The sequence below is a fragment of the Ruminiclostridium cellobioparum subsp. termitidis CT1112 genome (assembly GCF_000350485.1).
GTDB lineage: Bacteria > Bacillota > Clostridia > Acetivibrionales > DSM-1351 > Ruminiclostridium > Ruminiclostridium termitidis.
Genome location: NZ_AORV01000021.1, coordinates 113,807 through 131,155, shown reverse-complemented (window position 1 = coordinate 131,155; position 17,349 = coordinate 113,807). Strand labels below are relative to the sequence as shown.

The window sequence follows — 17,349 nt, the reverse complement described above, 5'->3', positions numbered from 1 at the left end:
TAATATAGACAACAGAATGGACACATATGCCTGGTGTATGAACATTTTGTAATGTCCTTTCCGGAACTTTTATGTTTTTGACGGGGGATTGTTATGGAAAAGAATGAGCTATTGAGAATTGATAATCTTATTACTTCATTTCGTATTGACGGGCGGCATTATGCTGCAGTGGACGGTGTTTCGCTGAGCGTAAGTGAGAATGAAGTATTTGCAATTGTAGGTGAATCGGGGTGCGGTAAAAGTGCACTTGCCCTATCCGTTCTCAGTCTGCATAACAGTACCTATACGAAGGTGGAAGGCAATATATACTTTAAAGGAACTGATCTGCTGACTATGAATGTGGACGAGTTAAATCAATTCCGGGGCAAGGATATTGGAATGATTTTTCAAGATCCTCTGACTGCTTTAAATCCACTGATGAAAATTGGGGAACAGATTGAGGAATCGTTGACCTTCCATATGAAAATGGACAAGAAGCAGAAAAAGGCTCGTACTATTGAATTGTTGGAGGGAGTAGGCATTGTATCTCCTGAATTAACCTATTCTCAGTTTCCTCACGAGCTTTCGGGAGGAATGAGGCAGAGGGCAATGATTGCCATAGCGCTGGCCTGCAAGCCGTCTCTGGTAATTGCAGATGAGCCAACCACAGCACTTGACGTCACTATACAGGCGCAGATTCTGGATTTATTGAAGAAGCTTCAAAAGGAAATGAAGTCGGGTATCATTCTGATTACGCATGATTTGGGTGTTGTCGCAGAAATGGCCGATAAGGTGGCGGTGATGTATGCCGGTCAGGTTGTGGAAACCGGAGCGGTTGGTGCCATTTTCAAAAATCCACTTCATCCATATACCCGCTCGCTGCTGGCATCAGTGCCAAGTGTTGATTCGGCGGAAGGGAACAGACTGCATGTGATTGAAGGGATGGTGCCCTCTCTGAAGAATATGGAACGGGAAGGCTGCAGATTTGCTCCCAGAATTCCATGGGTTGACAAATCGGAGCATGAAGAGCATCCGAAGTATCACGAGGTAGATAAAGGGCATTTTGTATTGTGCTCCTGCTATAAAAACTTTTCCATGAGAGGGGAGGGGTAGCTTTGGCTTTACTTGAGGTAAACGATTTAAAAGTACATTATCCCATCAGGGGAGGAATCTTAGGCAGAGTCCAGAGTTACGTCAAAGCGGTGGATGGCATTTCCTTCAGGATTGACGAAGGTGAGACCCTGGGCCTGGTGGGTGAGTCCGGTTCGGGGAAGAGTACCACAGGCAAAGCCGTCATGGGACTTGCGGAAATAACGGCAGGAGAAATCCTTTTCGATGGAAAGGACATCACGAGGTATATCGGAAAAAATCACTCCTCCTACAGGAAAAGTGTACAGATGATATTTCAGGATTCCTACTCTTCTCTGAATCCTAAGAAAAGGATATTGGATATTATTGCTGAGCCTCTTCGGAATTTTGAAAAGCAGACGGCTGGCAAAGAAAAAAAGCGCATTGAAGAGCTGCTGGAAATTGTGGGGATGTCTTCCGAGACAATGTTTAAATACCCCTATGAATTCTCTGGAGGGCAGAGGCAGCGAATCGGCATTGCACGTGCGCTGGCCTTGCGGCCCAGGCTGATTATTGCAGACGAACCGGTGTCAGCTCTGGATTTATCCGTACAGGCGCAGGTGCTGAACTTCATGAAGGACATACAGAAGCAGTTCAATCTGGCATTTCTGTTCATCAGCCATGACCTGGGTGTAGTAAAGCATATGTGTAAAAACCTTATAATAATGAACAAAGGGAGGATTGTCGAAAAGGGCGTTAAGGAGAGAATATTCGAAAATCCGCAGCATATTTATACCAAGCGTTTGCTTGCTGCCATTCCAGACATCAATCCGGACAGGAGGGAAGAGCTTCAGTATTTCAGAGAACAGGTTGCGGAGGAATATGAAAGCAAGTACCACATATATTATGATAAAGACCAGCGGGTTTATGATTTGAAAAAAACCGGAGACGACCACTTTGTCGCTTTACCGTAAAAGGAGAGGAATGTATGTGGAAAACAATATTACGAAGACTTCTGGTATTAATCCCGCAGGTTGCCGTGCTGAGTCTGCTGGTGTTCATTCTTGCCAGTTTTATGCCGGGGGATGCCCTGACCGGTAAAATCGACCCCAATGTGTCACCTGAGAGGCTGGAAGAGCTTCGTGAAAAATGGGGTTTTTATGACCCCTGGTATGTAAAATACGGCAGATGGGTCACAGATGCTTTAAGTGGGGATCTGGGAGAGAGCACCAGCTACAAGATTCCGGTGACGGAATTGATCGGAAACCGTGCGGCTAACACATTTTGGCTTTCTCTGCTTACCTTGGGAATTACATATATCATAGGTATATCATTTGGTGTCATATCTGGCAGGTTTAACGGAAAACCCGTAGACAAGGCAATCAGTTTTTACACGTTTCTGGCTCTGGCAATGCCGTCCATTGTATTGGGTGTTATCAATATTTATTTCTTTTCGCTGAAATTAAATTGGTTTCCCATGGGCGGAACCGTAAATGTAGGCATGCAGCCTGGAACCCTTTCGTATTTTTTAAGCCGGATTCATCATATGCTGCTGCCGGCAATCACCGGGGGCGTGCTATATCCGGTGGGCGTTATTCAGATTTTAAAGAGTGAGATTGTTGACTATAAAATTTCGGATTTTGTTATGACTGCCCGGTCAAAGGGTGTTCCTGAGAAAACCATATACACCAGGCATATCTTAAGGAATGCCTTTCTTCCTACTGCTGCAAACCTGGGATATGATATTGCGTTCCTGCTTGGCGGCTCCATATTTATCGAGAGAATTTTCTCCTATCCGGGAATGGGCAACCTTTTCCTCGACTCCATACTGCGCAGGGATTATGCGGTGGTAAATGCCCTGATTATTTTATTCGCCGTACTGACGGTTCTTGGTACTTTGATTTCCGACATTATTATGTCGGCTGTAGACCCAAGAATCAGGATAAAATAATGAGAGGAGCCTAAATAATGGAAAATTTGAAGAATAAAAGAAGTAAAAAGACGGATGAGAGCAAAAAGCCTCTGAACAAACCATCCTTTGGAAGAGCGGTACGGACAGAGCTTGTACATGACAAGCTGGCAATGGTTTCATTCATCTTGCTGATAATTATTTTTGCTACAGTTTTCATTGGTTCTACATTTTTTGATTTGGGAGAGGCCGTCAAAGTAAAGCTGGGTATGATCAATAAGCCGCCGTCAGCTGATTACATACTTGGGACTGATGCTTCGGGGAGAGATATGGTGGGTCAAATGTTTCTGGGTGCGAGAAATTCCTTCCTGATAGCTATAGGTGTTACCGCATTATGCGGAATAGTGGGCATACTGGTCGGCTTGATTGCCGGTTATTTCGGAGGAAGAACCGATAATATAATCATGAGAGTAATTGACTTTATATCGATGCTTCCGAGGTTGATGATTATTATTGCTATTATATCCATTATACCAAAGTATGATGTTATTACCTTCGTACTGATTGTATCGGCTCTCAGTTGGTTAAGCGATGCAAGGCTCACAAGAGCAAAGACTTTACAGCAGGGCAGCCTGGACTATGTGCAGGCCTCCAGGACACTGGGGACCCGTAATTTTGTCATAATGTTCAGGGAGGTACTTCCAAATATAGGCTCTATAATTATTGTAAATCTGACGTTGAATCTGGCGGGGAATATGGGGTTAGAGACCGGTTTGACCGTTCTGGGTTTCGGCCTTCCATTTAATACGCCAAGCCTTGGTACACTGATCAACTACGCCATGAATCCGGATAATCTGCAGCGCAGACCCTGGCAATGGTTACCTGCATCAATACTGATCGTGGTAATGATGCTTTGTATATATTTTGTCGGGCAGGCCGTTAAAAGAGCGGCTGACGCCAAACAAAGGGTAGCATAAAATATTTATTTAACAGGGAGAGATAGTTATGAAAATGAAAAGACTTTTGGCACTGTCACTAACGTTGGCTTTGACGGTTACTACATTTTCCGGCTGCGGCAAAAGTCAGGAAGCGGCCATTAATTCACAGTCATCTATGCAGGAGGTTATGGCAAAGTTCCCAATAAAGAACACGAACGATGCGCCCAGCATCAAAGGCGGAGTTTTAAAGGTTGCGGTGGTGTCAGCTTCTGCTTTTGAAGGAATTTTTAATCCATGTTTCTCGGATAATCAGCCTGATGTTGATATTTATCAGTGGTTCATGGAGAATGTTTTAAGTGCTGATGAAAACTTTGTTTTCGATCAGGACGGAGCAGCGACTTATACCTATGATCAGACCGCAAAAACCATGACGCTGAAGCTGAAGGACGGTATCAAGTGGCATGATGGCCAACCGGTAACGTTGGACGATTTAGTATATGCATATGAAGTAATTTGTGATAAGGATTATGAAGGAATGCGCTATGATGAGCAATTCACAAATATTGTCGGTGTGGAAGAGTTCCATGCGGGCAAGGCCAAAACAATATCCGGTCTGGAATTATCGGCTGATAAGATGACGTTAACTATCAAGTTTAAGAATTTCTTCCCCTCCATTCTTGTAGGAGGCATCTGGATTGCACCTATTCCAAGGCATTATTATGAAGAAATTCCGGTAAAAGAGATGAAGGCTCATGAAAAATCACGCAAAACTCCCATTGGCTTCGGTCCTTTCAAGATAAAGAGCATTGTTTCCGGGGAGTCGGTTGAACTTGTAAGAAATGACGACTACTATCTGGGCGCGCCGAAGCTGGATGGCGTTACACTCACTGTAATAGCTCCCGACCTGGTACCGGCCGCTATGGAAGAAGGCAAGTTTGATATTGCGTTGTTTTCACAACAGCAGTATCCAGACTACAAGGAGCCTAAGAATTTCTCCTATATAGGACAGCTCCAGACTGTTTTCAATTACACGGCATTTAAATTGGGGAAATGGGATCAGAAAAATAATAAAAACATCTATGATCCAAATTCAAAAATGGCAAATGTAAAGCTGAGACAGGCAATCGGCTATGCAGTTGACAATGATAAAATCGCAAAAGAGCTGTATAATGGTCTGCGTTTTCTTGCAACCACAGTTGTTACTCCCAGACATGCGGCATACCAGAACACTGAAATCGCAGGTTATACATATGATCCCGAAAAGGCAAAGAAGCTGCTGGATGAAGCGGGCTACAAGGATGTCAACAATGACGGTTACCGCGAGGATCCCAGTGGAAAGCCTTTCAGTATTACATGGGCGACCATGGATGGAGAGGGTGCTGATACTTATGCACAATTTAAAATGCAGAACTGGAAGGATGTAGGCTTGAAGGTTGAGTTGTACAACGGCCGTTTGACCGAGTTCAACGCTTTTTATGATGCAGTTGAGCACGATGATCCGAAGATTGATATGTACGACGGCGCATGGCAGACAGGATTTGACCCCAATCCTAAGAACCTTTGGGGTCCCGACTCATCTGCAAATTACACAAGATATACAAGTGACACCTTCGATCCAATTATGAGTGATATTTCCTCCGAAAAGGCATGGGATAAGGCTTTTTTATCCGAAAAATACCACGCATTCCAGCAGGCATTTTTTGATGAGGCCCCTGCAATTCCCACAATGTGGAGAATGGAACTGGACGCAGTGAACAACCGTGTTAAAAATTATGAGCTGACATCTTTTGATATTAAGTGCTTTGCCCACTTAATTGAATTAACTGCAGAAGCTCCTTTGAAGAAGGCGGATGTTAAGTAATGTTATACCCTGATGGCAAGACACAGAAAAATTTATTTAGGCGCCAATCGCGTTAATAAGTGATTGGCGCTTTGTGTGTAGTAAAGAGAGGGTAATTTTAACTTTTCAATCGACGGGAATATTTCTTTATTAACAATTTGCTTGTAATATATTGAAAACTATGACAAGTTATGATAAAGTATTTAATAATAAAATTACATAATTTAATACTTAACTTCGTATTATCCATCATTACAAAGTACATGGATGAGTTTCGAAACTTATGCAATGAAGCATTAATGTTTTGGATTGTCTGTGTTTTTTTTATAAACAGAACAGCAGATACATAGAAGCGTAAACCATAGATAAATAAGCCGAATGTATTACTATATAACAATATAGTTTTGATGTGTTAATGTTCTTTGTTTTATGTTATGGATACAGCAGTACCATAAATAAGTTTTATTTTATTATGGCTGTTTATTATTTTTATTTTATCTTAAGGGGGATTTAAAAAAATGAAAAGAAGGTTATCTATTCTGGCGTTGTCCCTGGCAGTAGTAATGTCACTTACTGCCTGCGGCGGCAATTCCAACACCGGAGACGCTTCCGGAAGCACAACGAGTGCAGCGGGCACGAGCGCCAGTGCGGAAAGTTCAGCAGGTGTTTCGGCAACAGGTTTTGATTTTGCAAAGTACAAGGTGGATTATATTCAGGCTACCGACGCGTCTAAGAGTCCGAAAGTGGCGTCAGACAGAAAAGATTCAATGGTTATTGGTGTTTCAGATACCACGGGTATATTCAGTGTATTGTTTGGAGATAACTCATATGACTGGTATATGTGTTATACCATGTTTGATTTCAACATTGACCCTGACTTTGATGGTAAGGCAATTCCAGCTGCAACTGATTTCAAAATATCCGATGATGGCTTGAAGTATACGTTTACAATTAAGGACGGAGTTAAATTCTGGGACGGAAATCCTGCAACTGCAAAGGATTTGGAATTTACTTATTATTTATTGGCTGATCCCAAGTATGACGGACCAAATGATATCACCAAAGCATATATTAAAGGATTGGATGCCTATAAAAACGGCAGTGCAACAACTATTGAAGGAATAAAGGTTGTTGATGAAAAGACACTTGAAATCACTTGTGACAAGGCAAGTGGAGCTGCTATATTCAACCTGCAGGTTCCTTTAATGGAAAAGAACCACTACGCTCCTGATTTCCAAAAAGGAGATATTGCAAAGGTTAAGGAAAAACTCTCTACCCCAATGGGTACAGGACAATACAAGTTTGTAGAGTATAAAGCAGGCCAGGAATTAAAACTCGAAGCAAATGAAAATTATTTCAAAGGTGCACCTAAAATCAAGAATCTTATTTTCTCTATAACTCCGGAAGGACAGGAATTACAGAGAGTTATGGCTGGAGAAACCGATATAGATATGGCAACAGTTTCACCTGACAACATGAAGGCTGCTAAAGATGCAGGTTTCATAGAAATAATGAGATTCCCGACCAACGGATTCGGTTATGTTTCATTTAATGAGGCTGATCCAAAATTCAGTGATGTAAAAGTCAGACAGGCTTTAATGTATGCACTCAACAGAAAAGCTGTTGTTGAAAAAGTTTACGGTGAATATGCAAATGTAGTTAATATACCTGAATCAAACGTATCCTGGGCATATGATGACGAGGGCTGCAACACATATGATTTTGACCTGGATAAGGCAGGACAGCTGCTTGATGAAGCAGGCTGGACTCTTAATGCAGACGGAAAGCGTGAAAAAGACGGAAAGGTATTTACAATCAAGTTCTCATGCATGCCTCAAAATGCCGTTACAGATATAATGGTTCCTGTTATGAAGGATGACTATGCAAAGATCGGCATAGATGTAACTATTGAAAATCTTGATTGGCCTACACTCCAGGAAAAGTCCTCAAAGAAGCAGCTGGAAGCCTTCTTTATGGCTGCCGGATTAACTCCGGATCCTGACAGCTCCATGGCTAATGTATTTAAGTCAAAGGGTCCTCAGAATTACAATAACTACAATAATCCTAAAATTGATGAACTTTATGACAAAGGCCTGGCTGAATTGACTGTTGAAGCCAGAAAGCCAATTTATAAAGAGATATATAAAATACTAAATAATGACCTTCCATTCCTGTATGTCTATCAAAGAAGTGATATGTGGGTAGCAAATGCAAGAATACAAGGTTATGAAACTTCCTCATTCAGAGAATTCTTCTATAACATTTACAAGTGTGAAGTAAAATAATATTTATCAACAATTGTAAATGAATATTTAAGTCTTTTTAATTAAAAGATGTCCGGATTTTTTGTCCGGGCATTCTTTTGAATTTTTATAACGACAGGAGAATTGGGAAAATGTGGAATTACATAGCCAGAAGATTACTTCAGATGATTCCTATCGTAATTGGGGTTTCTATCATAATTTTTCTTATAATAAATTTGGTTCCTGGAAATTTTATAGACGCCAAAGCTCAGACGTCGCATATGTCGCAGGAACAAATACAGCATTTAAAGGATCTGTATGGAATTAACGATCCTATCCATGTAAAATATGTAAAATGGATATCAGGTGCGGTACATGGTGATTTCGGTGATTCATTCACCCATCAGAAGCCTGTATCCAAAGTCATAAGTACATTTGTATGGAATTCATTCCTGATTGCTATTATTGCATTCATCCTGGAATTGCTGATAGCAATCCCAATAGGCATTATCAGTGCTACTCATCAATATTCCAAGACGGATTATTTTTTCACTGTGATTGCCTTGATAGGAATATCTTTGCCTTCCTTTTTTCTGGGGTTGGTCTTAATAAAAGTTTTTGCCGTGGATTTGAAATGGCTGCCGCTTGCGGGGCTGGATACTCCGGGTACAAGTTTTGCCGGAATTCAGTTTTTGCTGGATAGGTTAAAGCATGTAATTTTACCGTCATTGGTATTGGCTTTTTTAAGCATTGGTCAGCTGATGAGATATACCAGAACTTCAGTTTTGGAAATTATAAAGCAGGATTATATCAGAACGGCAAGAGCTAAAGGGCTTAGTGAAAAAGTGGTTGTATACAAGCACGCCTTGAGAAATGCTCTCATTCCTGTAGTTACTTACATAGGAATTTCATTGCCATCCCTTTTTGCCGGTGCAATAATAACCGAGAGTATATTTGGCATACCAGGAATCGGAAAAATTGCACTGGACGCTGTAACAAAACGCGATTATCCTTTGCTGATGGGATTTTCAATGTTTGTTGCCGTTTTAACCTTATTGGGCAATCTGCTGTCGGATATTCTGTACGCGGTAGTTGATCCAAGAGTAAAGCTGAAGTGAGGTGGAGTATGAAAAAAATTATAAAGTATTTATCAATAATATTAGTAATATTATCAGCTGCTTGTTATTTTCTGCCATTTCTCACTTTTAAGGATTACAAATCCATAAACGGGCTAAGTTTATTAACGAATTTATATAAGAGAATTGAGCTGGAAAAGTTATCTCAAAGTGCCAAAACTTATGTTTTTAACAGTAATTCCATATTTTTGCTTTTCACATTTGTTTTTTTCTTAATTACCTTTGGGCTATTGGTTTACTCTTTGGCCAAAAAAAGTGAAAAAGCTTTATCAGGTGCTGTCGTATCAATTATGGCAGGGGTTGTATTGTATGGAATCCAGCTCTCAAACAGTCAGACTTCAATAACTGATTTCTTTGGGACTATGTTGCTGGCAACTAAAACAGGTGATGGCAAAACTATTTTCAAGTCAAGTGAAATTGCTGCACACACTGGTCTCGGGGCCAGGCTGCTTGTTATTTTGAGTATTTTGTCACTATTTTCGGTTTTGGTTTTTAAAATGCTGGAAAGCGCTGAAAGAAGCAAAGGTAATAATATCCAGACACCCTGGAGCATGGCCATAAAGCAGTTTAGAAGAAATAAACTGGCCATTTTGGGTGCTGTTATTATTACACTTTTAGTTATCGTCTGTTTCTATGGTCCGGTATTCTCCGACTACTCCTTATTAAAGACCGATATTATAGATGCTAAGCTTAAACCGAACGCTACTCATATTTTAGGTACAGATAGCAGCGGACGTGATATTTTGACCAGATTGATGTATGGCGGGAAGATATCAATAGCTGTCGGCTTTGTCGTAGTTTTGATCGAAATTCTTATAGGTACGGTTGTTGGCGGTATTGCAGGTTACTATGGCGGAAAGATCGATAATATATTGATGAGAATAGTTGATATATTCCTGAGTCTTCCATTCCTTCCGGTGGTTATTATTTTGGGAGCCGTAATGTCGGATTTAAATGTATCGCCTCAAAAAAGGGTATTCTTTGTTATGATAATTATAGGCGTTTTATACTGGCCCACCATGGCGAGAATGGTCAGAGGACAAATACTGTCCCTGCGTGAACAGGAGTACATGATTGCAGCAGAGGCGTTAGGCTTAAAGGACAGACATAAAATAATCAGACATCTTATACCAAATGTAATACCTACAATGATAGTAACAGCTACTTTAGAGATTGGTAATGCTATTTTGACAGAATCAGCCCTGTCCTTTTTAGGTCTGGGAGTTGCAATGCCATATCCGTCATGGGGAAACATGGTGCAGGCGGTGCGTGATACCAATGATTTCATGCTTAGAAGCTGGATGTGGGTACCTCCCGGATTAACCATTTTCGTAACAGTATTAGCAATTAACTTTATGGGTGATGGACTCAGAGATGCCTTCGACCCAAAAATGAAAAAGTAAAGGGGTTGAAAGATATGTCTGATAAGCTATTACAGGTTAAAAACCTTCATACATATTTTTATACCGATGCCGGTGTCGTCAAAGCCGTTAATGGTGTTTCCTTTGATGTGAAAAAGGGACAGACAATTGGTATCGTGGGAGAATCCGGATGCGGTAAAAGTGTTATGTCATTATCCATGATGAGACTTATTCAAAATCCGGGGAAAATAGTTGACGGGGAAATTCTATTAAATGACACTGACTTAATAAAACTCTCGCAAAATGAGATGAGAAAAATAAACGGCAACAGAATTTCAATGATATTCCAGGAACCAATGACTTCCTTGAATCCGGTCTTTACAGTGGGAAATCAAATATCGGAAGCACTTATGCTTCATGAGAAGCTTTCAAAAAAAGAAGCTAAAAACAAGGCTATTGAACTTATTACTACTGTTGGAATTTCACGGCCGGAGCAAATATTCAATTCTTATCCGCACGAATTATCCGGTGGTATGAGACAGAGAATTATGATAGCAATGGCTCTGTCCTGCAATCCTGAGCTATTGATTGCGGATGAACCAACAACGGCTCTGGACGTAACAATTCAGGCTCAGATTTTAGATTTGCTTAAGGATATCAAAAAGAAATTTGATATGTCTATAATTCTGATAACGCATGATTTGGGTGTTGTTTCGGAAATGGCGGACTATGTAATTGTTATGTATGCCGGGAAAATAATTGAGCAGGGAAGTGTAAACGATGTGTTTTTAAATCCCACACATCCGTATACCATAGGTCTATTGAAATCCAAACCTCAGATGAACACTGTCAGCGAAAGACTTTATACCATTCCGGGACAGGTACCGGTGCTGATAGATCTTCCTGATAAATGTTATTTCAGTGACCGATGTGAAAAGTGCGGCGAAGAATGTAAAAATGGATTCCCTGATGCCGTTGAGGTGGAAAAGGATCATTTTGTTGCATGTAAAAGGATTGGGGAGGAGATAAAATGAGTGATACATTGCTTGAAGTAAAAGATTTGAAAAAATATTTCCCAATCAAAGGCGGTATCTTACAGAGAACAGTTGGACATGTAAAGGCCGTAGAAAACGTGTCGTTTTCTCTAAAAAAGGGTGAAACCCTTGGGTTGGTTGGAGAATCGGGCTGCGGTAAGAGCACAGTCGGAAGAACGATTTTAAGACTTCACGAAAGTACAGGCGGACAGGTGGTTTTTAACGGAACTGATGTTTTCAAATTAAAGAAGAGCGAGATGCAAAGCTTAAGACCAAAAATGCAGATAGTATTTCAAGATCCTTATAGCTCGCTTAATCCCAGATTGACCGTCGGTGATCTGATAGGTGAAGCGCTGCTTGAGCATGGTTTTTGCACTAAAAAGGATTTAAAGAAGCGGGTGCTTGAAATAATGAACCAGTGTGGTCTGCTTTCGCTTCATATAGACAGGTATCCACATGAATTTTCAGGCGGACAGCGTCAAAGAATAGGTATTGCAAGAGCTCTGGCACTCAATCCTGAGTTTATAGTATGCGATGAACCGGTATCGGCCCTGGATGTTTCGATTCAATCCCAGATAATAAATCTACTGGGGGATTTGCAGAAGCAATACGGATTTTCCTATTTGTTCATATCGCATGATTTAAGTGTTGTGAGGCATATATCACATAGAGTTGCGGTAATGTATCTGGGGTCGATTGTGGAATCGGCTGATAAATCGGAACTGTATGAGAATCCGCTGCATCCTTATACAAAAGCGCTTTTGTCGGCAGTGCCTGTTGCCGACCCTAGAGTTAAAAAGGACAGAGTCATTCTGACCGGGGATATACCAAGTCCGGCAAATCCGCCTTCAGGCTGCCGTTTCCATACACGCTGTCCCATATGCAAAGACATTTGCAGTCAGCAGCAGCCCGAACTGAAGGATGCCGGAAACGGCCATATGGTTGCGTGCCATTTTGCCGGAGAAAGTATCAGCGCAACATAAGATTGTATAATTATCAACTGTTTTGATAAAAATTATTCTGCCCGTTCGAAAGCTTATAGGGAAGCTTTCGAACGGATACAGTTATTAAAGGAGAAAAAACTTGTTCAAAAGTAGGAAAGAGGAAGATAGGACAACAGAGGAGAACATGCTCACATTTAAAGATGTACTTGCATTAATGCTCTCAATAGTCCAGATACTGCTGCCGTTCATACTGATCGTCATAGCAGTGTTTACTTTTTTGATATGGTTTCTTGTAAAGTTCTGGCTGAAGGAATGATTTTTATTGGTCATATGTAAAAGGGAACAGTTGTCATACAGTTCAAAAAAAGAAATATGAATCATCATATTTCTTTTTTTTGTGCCCAAAGCCGGAATCTAACCGGCGATGAAGTTTTTAATTAATACTATTAACATTTGTACCTTGCTTATTGATAAATAAAGTACCATATGATAAAATATTACAAATATTATTGGAATATTATGTATTAGAAGTATAAAATTAAATTATTTGACGATAAGTGGTATGAGGCGCCAGCTGGATCATGAAATCCATGGCAGTCAAGCAGAGCAGCATGAGAGACCGTACTATAAAAGCACATTAATCTTTTTGATGCTGTTGATTTTTTATATTTTAATAATTTAATAATTTAAAGTGATACTTAAAGAGAGAGAATTAATTTATTTTAGGAATTTAACCGGAAAATATACCGGGAAATATAAGTCATTTTATTATGCTGCGTTAATAGGGTCGCAGCCAGGAGGTCATATGCTTAAATATGTTTTAAAACGGTTGTTGGTATCACTGCTGACATTATGGGTAATGTTTACTTTAACATTTTTCCTCATGCATTTAACGCCAGGCAGTCCATTTTTGGGTGACAACAAAATAACGCCTGAAATATTTGCAAATCTGGAAGCAAAATACGGTTTGGACAAGCCTATTTTGGTACAGTATGAAAAGTACGCCCAAAATATTCTAAAAGGCGATTTTGGTGAATCAATCAAACTAAGCGGACAGAATGTAGGAGAAATTATATCTAGAAAGTTTCCGTATTCTCTTAAACTTGGCCTTTTTGCCAGTGCAATCGCCATTGTGATAGGTACCATTCTTGGTACTATCAGCGCACTGAAAAAGAATACCAGTGCCGACAGAGTAATAATGTTGGTGGTGACAATAGGCATTGCAGTTCCGAGCTTTGTGGTAGCTACTGTAAGCATGGTTTTATTCGGAGTAAAGCTTCATATGTTTCCCACCGTAAGTAATCTTGATACCTTGTCCAGCTACATCTTACCGGGCTTTGCACTATCCTTTTTCCCGTTGAGTTTTATTACAAGGCTGATGCGCTCCTCCATGCTGGATGTTATTAACCAGGACTACATAAGAACCGCCAGAGCTAAAGGACTTTCCGAAAGAGTGGTAATCTTTAAGCATGGCTTGAGAAATGGAATCCTCCCCGTAGTCACATATGCAGGCCCAATGGTTGCAGGTGTTTTGACAGGTTCATTCGTAATAGAATCAATATTCTCTATCCCTGGATTGGGAAGCTCTTTTGTAACCAGTATTACAGCAAAAGATTATCCCACCGTCATGGGTGTAACAATTTTCCTTGGCACATTACTGATTTTTATGAACTTCCTGGTAGACATATTATACAGATTTGTCGATCCGAGGATCAATATAACAAAATAGGGGCAGGTGGATAATAAATGAGAGAAATGGATAATACAGCAGTTTTAGAAAATAAATTGTTTATGCCTGCCACTGAAAGTGAAAAGGCAACAGTTGAAATTATGCGCCCTTCAGTAGGGTATTGGAAAGATGCCTGGAGGAGACTTCGAGCAAATAAGGTTGCAATCGGGGCACTGGTTGTTATATTGCTGGTGCTGCTGGCTGCAGTAATAGGGCCGATGCTCTCTCCGTATAAATATGATCAGATTATAAAGGGCAGTGAGAATTTATCTCCAAATGTTCAGCATATTTTCGGTACAGACAGTCTGGGCAGAGATTTGTTTACAAGAACGATGATAGGTGCCAGGATTTCAATAGCAGTAGGTGTGGTAGCTGCTATAATGATCTCCATCATCGGAATCCTGTACGGTGCTGTTTCAGGCTTCCTTGGAGGCTGGGCCGACATTGTGATGATGAGAATAGTTGATATAGTTTATTCAGTTCCTACAGTACTGATCGTTATTCTTCTGCAGGTAGTTCTCAAGGATCCGATTGACAAATATCTGTCATCTGCCAATTCGCCGGCGTTTTTAAAAGGATTGGGAGTCGGCCTGATAAGTATATTTTTTGTTCTGGCTTTGCTGTATTGGGTCGATATGGCGAGGATAGTCCGCGGACAAATTCTGGCATTGAAAGAACAGGAATACGTGCTGGCCGCCAAGGTCCTTGGTGCCAGCAGCAGGGATATTATCTCAAAACATCTGATACCTAACTGTATAGGTCAGATAATTGTTGTTGCAACTTTGAAAATCCCCGAAGCAATATTCGTTGAGTCATTTTTGAGTTTTATAGGTCTTGGTGTTTCCATTCCCATGGCTTCGCTGGGTTCCTTGTCACAGGCAGCGCTGAAGGGAATATATTCATATCCCTACATGCTTATTTTCCCTGCTGCAACCATCAGTGTCATAATACTGTCCATGAATCTTTTCGGAGATGGCTTAAGAGATGCACTCGATCCAAGAATGAAGAAATAGCTTGAACAAATTATATAACTGTTTTGTAGCCGCGATATGGCTCATGGAGGTTAATATGGTTAAAGAATTACTTAAAATAAATGATTTGAAAGTTTCGTTTTTTACGCCGGCCGGTGAGGTTAAGGCGGTTAATGGCATAAGTTATACCCTTGAACCCGGAAAAGTTCTGGGTATTGTAGGTGAATCGGGCTCAGGGAAAAGTGTTTCCTCTTACTCCATAATGGGTCTTATAGATAAGCCCGGAAAAATTGTATGGGGCAGCATTACTTTTAACGGAAAAGATGTTTCAGCCATGAATAGGTCTGAAAGACTGAATTTTTCCGGTAATGAAGTAGCAATGATCTTCCAGGACCCAATGACCTGTCTGAATCCTGTATTTACTGTAGGAAACCAGTTAGCGGAATCCCTGCGTCACAAGTACGGGAAAATCTCAAAAGAAGAAGTCAGGAAAAGATCAATTGAATTGTTAACCCTGGTTGGTATAAATGTACCCGAAAAACGTTTGTCTCAGTATCCGCATGAATTTTCAGGCGGAATGCGCCAAAGGGCAATGATAGCCATGGCACTTGCAGGAGCTCCCAAACTTCTGATTGCCGACGAGCCCACAACTGCCCTTGATGTTACCATTCAGGCACAGATACTTGAACTGCTTAAGGATATTCAGAAAAAAACCGGTATGGCCATTGTCCTTATAACACATGATCTCGGAATAGTTGCTGATATGGCTGATGACGTTATTGTCATGTACGGAGGAAGAATTGTTGAACAGGGTTCTGTATACAGCATTTTCCATAATTCCCGCCACCCATACACAAAGGGGTTGATACGCTCCCTGCCCGACTTGAAAAAAAGGGGTGAAAAGCTTATTCCCATAAAGGGAAATCCTATTGATCTTCTGAATCTTCCCAAAGGTTGTGCATTCGCGCCAAGATGCGAGAGTTGTCTTAAAGTCTGTATCAACCACATGCCGGCTGAATATGCCACAGAAGATGGACATAGAACCGCCTGCTGGCTTTATGACGAGAGGGCAAATAACAGCGGGGAGGTAAAAAATAATGGTTAATTCAGAAGTTCTATTAGAAGTCAATAATCTTAAACAATATTTTCACATAAGAAATAACCTGGGAGAAAAAGCGTCTGTTAAAGCTGTTGATGACGTTACATTTAATATATATAGAGGCGAGACTCTTGGTCTTGTGGGTGAATCCGGTTCGGGAAAGACAACTCTCGGACGTTCAATCCTGCGAATCTATGATCTTACTGATGGCCGGATTAAATTTTCCGGAGTCGATATAACAAAACTCCGAAAGGATAAACTATTGCCTTACAGAAAGAAGATGCAATATATTTTCCAGGATCCATATGCATCACTTGACCCGCGTATGACTGTCTCCGACATTGTTGGTGAGGCTTTGGATATTCACAAACTTGCCTCTTCAAAAAAGGACAGGGAAGACAAAATAAGAGACCTCCTAAAGCTTGTCGGTCTCAATACGGAACACTCTTCACGTTATCCGCATGAATTTTCAGGCGGCCAGCGTCAAAGAATCGGTATAGCCCGCGCCATAGCGGTGGAGCCTGAATTCATTGTTTGTGACGAACCTGTTTCTGCGCTTGATGTATCTATCAGAGCACAGATTATAAATACACTTGAGGAGATGCAGGAAAGATTGAACCTCACGTATCTGTTCATCTCCCATGATCTCGGTGTTGTCAGACATACCTGTGACAGGGTCGGGGTTATGTATTTGGGGCATTTCGTTGAGTTGGTCGAATCGGAGGAACTTTATAAAAATCCTCTGCATCCGTATACTCAGGCACTGCTTACAGCAATTCCGGAGCCAGATCCCGAAATGGCAAAAAAGAGGAACAGAATCATCCTGAAGGGTGAAATACCATCACCCGTAAATCCTCCTTCAGGCTGCAAATTCAGGACAAGATGTCCTTTTGCGAAGGATCTGTGCTCACAGCAGATACCTGAATTTAAAGACCAGGGTAATGGTCACTATGTAGCTTGCCACTTTACCGGTAAAATCTGATTGGTATAAGTTTTCCATATTACAAGATGTTACAGGTTCATTTTAACTTAATGAGGTCGACATTCAGTTAAAAATATAAAAGGTATAAATTATTTTATACTGTTGAAATCTCAAAA

General features: G+C 40.8%; 15 protein-coding genes. All 15 read left to right on the top strand.

Translation table 11 applies throughout. The features are described 5' to 3' along the window. Nucleotides 1–93: 93 nt before the first annotated feature. The 15 genes from CTER_RS05080 to CTER_RS05010 all read left to right on the top strand — a co-directional run bounded on the left by CTER_RS05080 (nt 94) and on the right by CTER_RS05010 (nt 17,233). Nucleotides 94–1,092: an ABC transporter ATP-binding protein gene (locus tag CTER_RS05080; RefSeq protein ID WP_004624010.1), complete on the top strand. Its 999-nt coding sequence runs from the start codon at nt 94–96 to the stop codon at nt 1,090–1,092. A 2-nt stretch (nt 1,093–1,094) separates the two neighbouring features. Further along, entirely contained in the window at nt 1,095–2,021 is a 927-nt protein-coding gene (locus CTER_RS05075) for an ABC transporter ATP-binding protein (protein ID WP_004623999.1), read from the top strand. A 14-nt stretch (nt 2,022–2,035) separates the two neighbouring features. Further along, complete coding sequence (locus CTER_RS05070) at nt 2,036–2,998, top strand: ABC transporter permease (RefSeq protein ID WP_004624019.1); 963 nt, start codon at nt 2,036–2,038, stop codon at nt 2,996–2,998. A 17-nt stretch (nt 2,999–3,015) separates the two neighbouring features. Continuing rightward, the gene (locus CTER_RS05065) at nt 3,016–3,933 is read left to right on the top strand and encodes an ABC transporter permease (RefSeq protein ID WP_004623995.1); all 918 of its coding nucleotides are present in this window, start codon (nt 3,016–3,018) and stop codon (nt 3,931–3,933) included. Between the two features lie 28 nt (nt 3,934–3,961). After that, complete coding sequence (locus CTER_RS05060) at nt 3,962–5,755, top strand: oligopeptide ABC transporter substrate-binding protein (RefSeq protein WP_004624159.1); 1,794 nt, start codon at nt 3,962–3,964, stop codon at nt 5,753–5,755. A gap of 497 nt (nt 5,756–6,252) precedes the next feature. Further along, complete coding sequence (locus CTER_RS05055) at nt 6,253–8,019, top strand: ABC transporter substrate-binding protein (RefSeq protein WP_004624285.1); 1,767 nt, start codon at nt 6,253–6,255, stop codon at nt 8,017–8,019. A gap of 110 nt (nt 8,020–8,129) precedes the next feature. Beyond that, nucleotides 8,130–9,095 carry an ABC transporter permease gene (locus tag CTER_RS05050; RefSeq protein WP_004624145.1) on the top strand — a complete coding sequence of 322 codons (966 nt, stop codon included), beginning with the start codon at nt 8,130–8,132 and terminating at the stop codon, nt 9,093–9,095. 8 nt (nt 9,096–9,103) lie between these two features. Beyond that, nucleotides 9,104–10,516, top strand: coding sequence for an oligopeptide ABC transporter permease (gene opp4C, locus CTER_RS05045; RefSeq protein ID WP_004624201.1), 1,413 nt, complete (start codon nt 9,104–9,106; stop codon nt 10,514–10,516). Nucleotides 10,517–10,530: 14 nt separating this feature from the next. Then, nucleotides 10,531–11,508, top strand: coding sequence for an ABC transporter ATP-binding protein (locus tag CTER_RS05040; protein ID WP_004624002.1), 978 nt, complete (start codon nt 10,531–10,533; stop codon nt 11,506–11,508). Further along, nucleotides 11,505–12,491 carry an ABC transporter ATP-binding protein gene (locus CTER_RS05035; RefSeq protein WP_004624191.1) on the top strand — a complete coding sequence of 329 codons (987 nt, stop codon included), beginning with the start codon at nt 11,505–11,507 and terminating at the stop codon, nt 12,489–12,491. The genes CTER_RS05040 and CTER_RS05035 overlap by 4 nt, the downstream gene beginning before the upstream one ends. 100 nt (nt 12,492–12,591) lie before the next feature. After that, nucleotides 12,592–12,768: a membrane protein gene (locus CTER_RS28205; RefSeq protein ID WP_040760347.1), complete on the top strand. Its 177-nt coding sequence runs from the start codon at nt 12,592–12,594 to the stop codon at nt 12,766–12,768. Nucleotides 12,769–13,257: 489 nt separating this feature from the next. Then, nucleotides 13,258–14,181, top strand: a complete 924-nt coding sequence (locus CTER_RS05025; RefSeq protein WP_004624033.1) for an ABC transporter permease — start codon at nt 13,258–13,260, stop codon at nt 14,179–14,181. Between the two features lie 17 nt (nt 14,182–14,198). Further along, the gene (locus CTER_RS05020) at nt 14,199–15,194 is read left to right on the top strand and encodes an ABC transporter permease (protein ID WP_004624240.1); all 996 of its coding nucleotides are present in this window, start codon (nt 14,199–14,201) and stop codon (nt 15,192–15,194) included. Between the two features lie 55 nt (nt 15,195–15,249). Then, complete coding sequence (locus CTER_RS05015; RefSeq protein WP_004624190.1) at nt 15,250–16,257, top strand: ABC transporter ATP-binding protein; 1,008 nt, start codon at nt 15,250–15,252, stop codon at nt 16,255–16,257. Further along, entirely contained in the window at nt 16,250–17,233 is a 984-nt protein-coding gene (locus CTER_RS05010; RefSeq protein ID WP_004624000.1) for an ABC transporter ATP-binding protein, read from the top strand. Before CTER_RS05015 ends, CTER_RS05010 begins: the two co-directional genes overlap by 8 nt. Nucleotides 17,234–17,349: the final 116 nt, after the last annotated feature.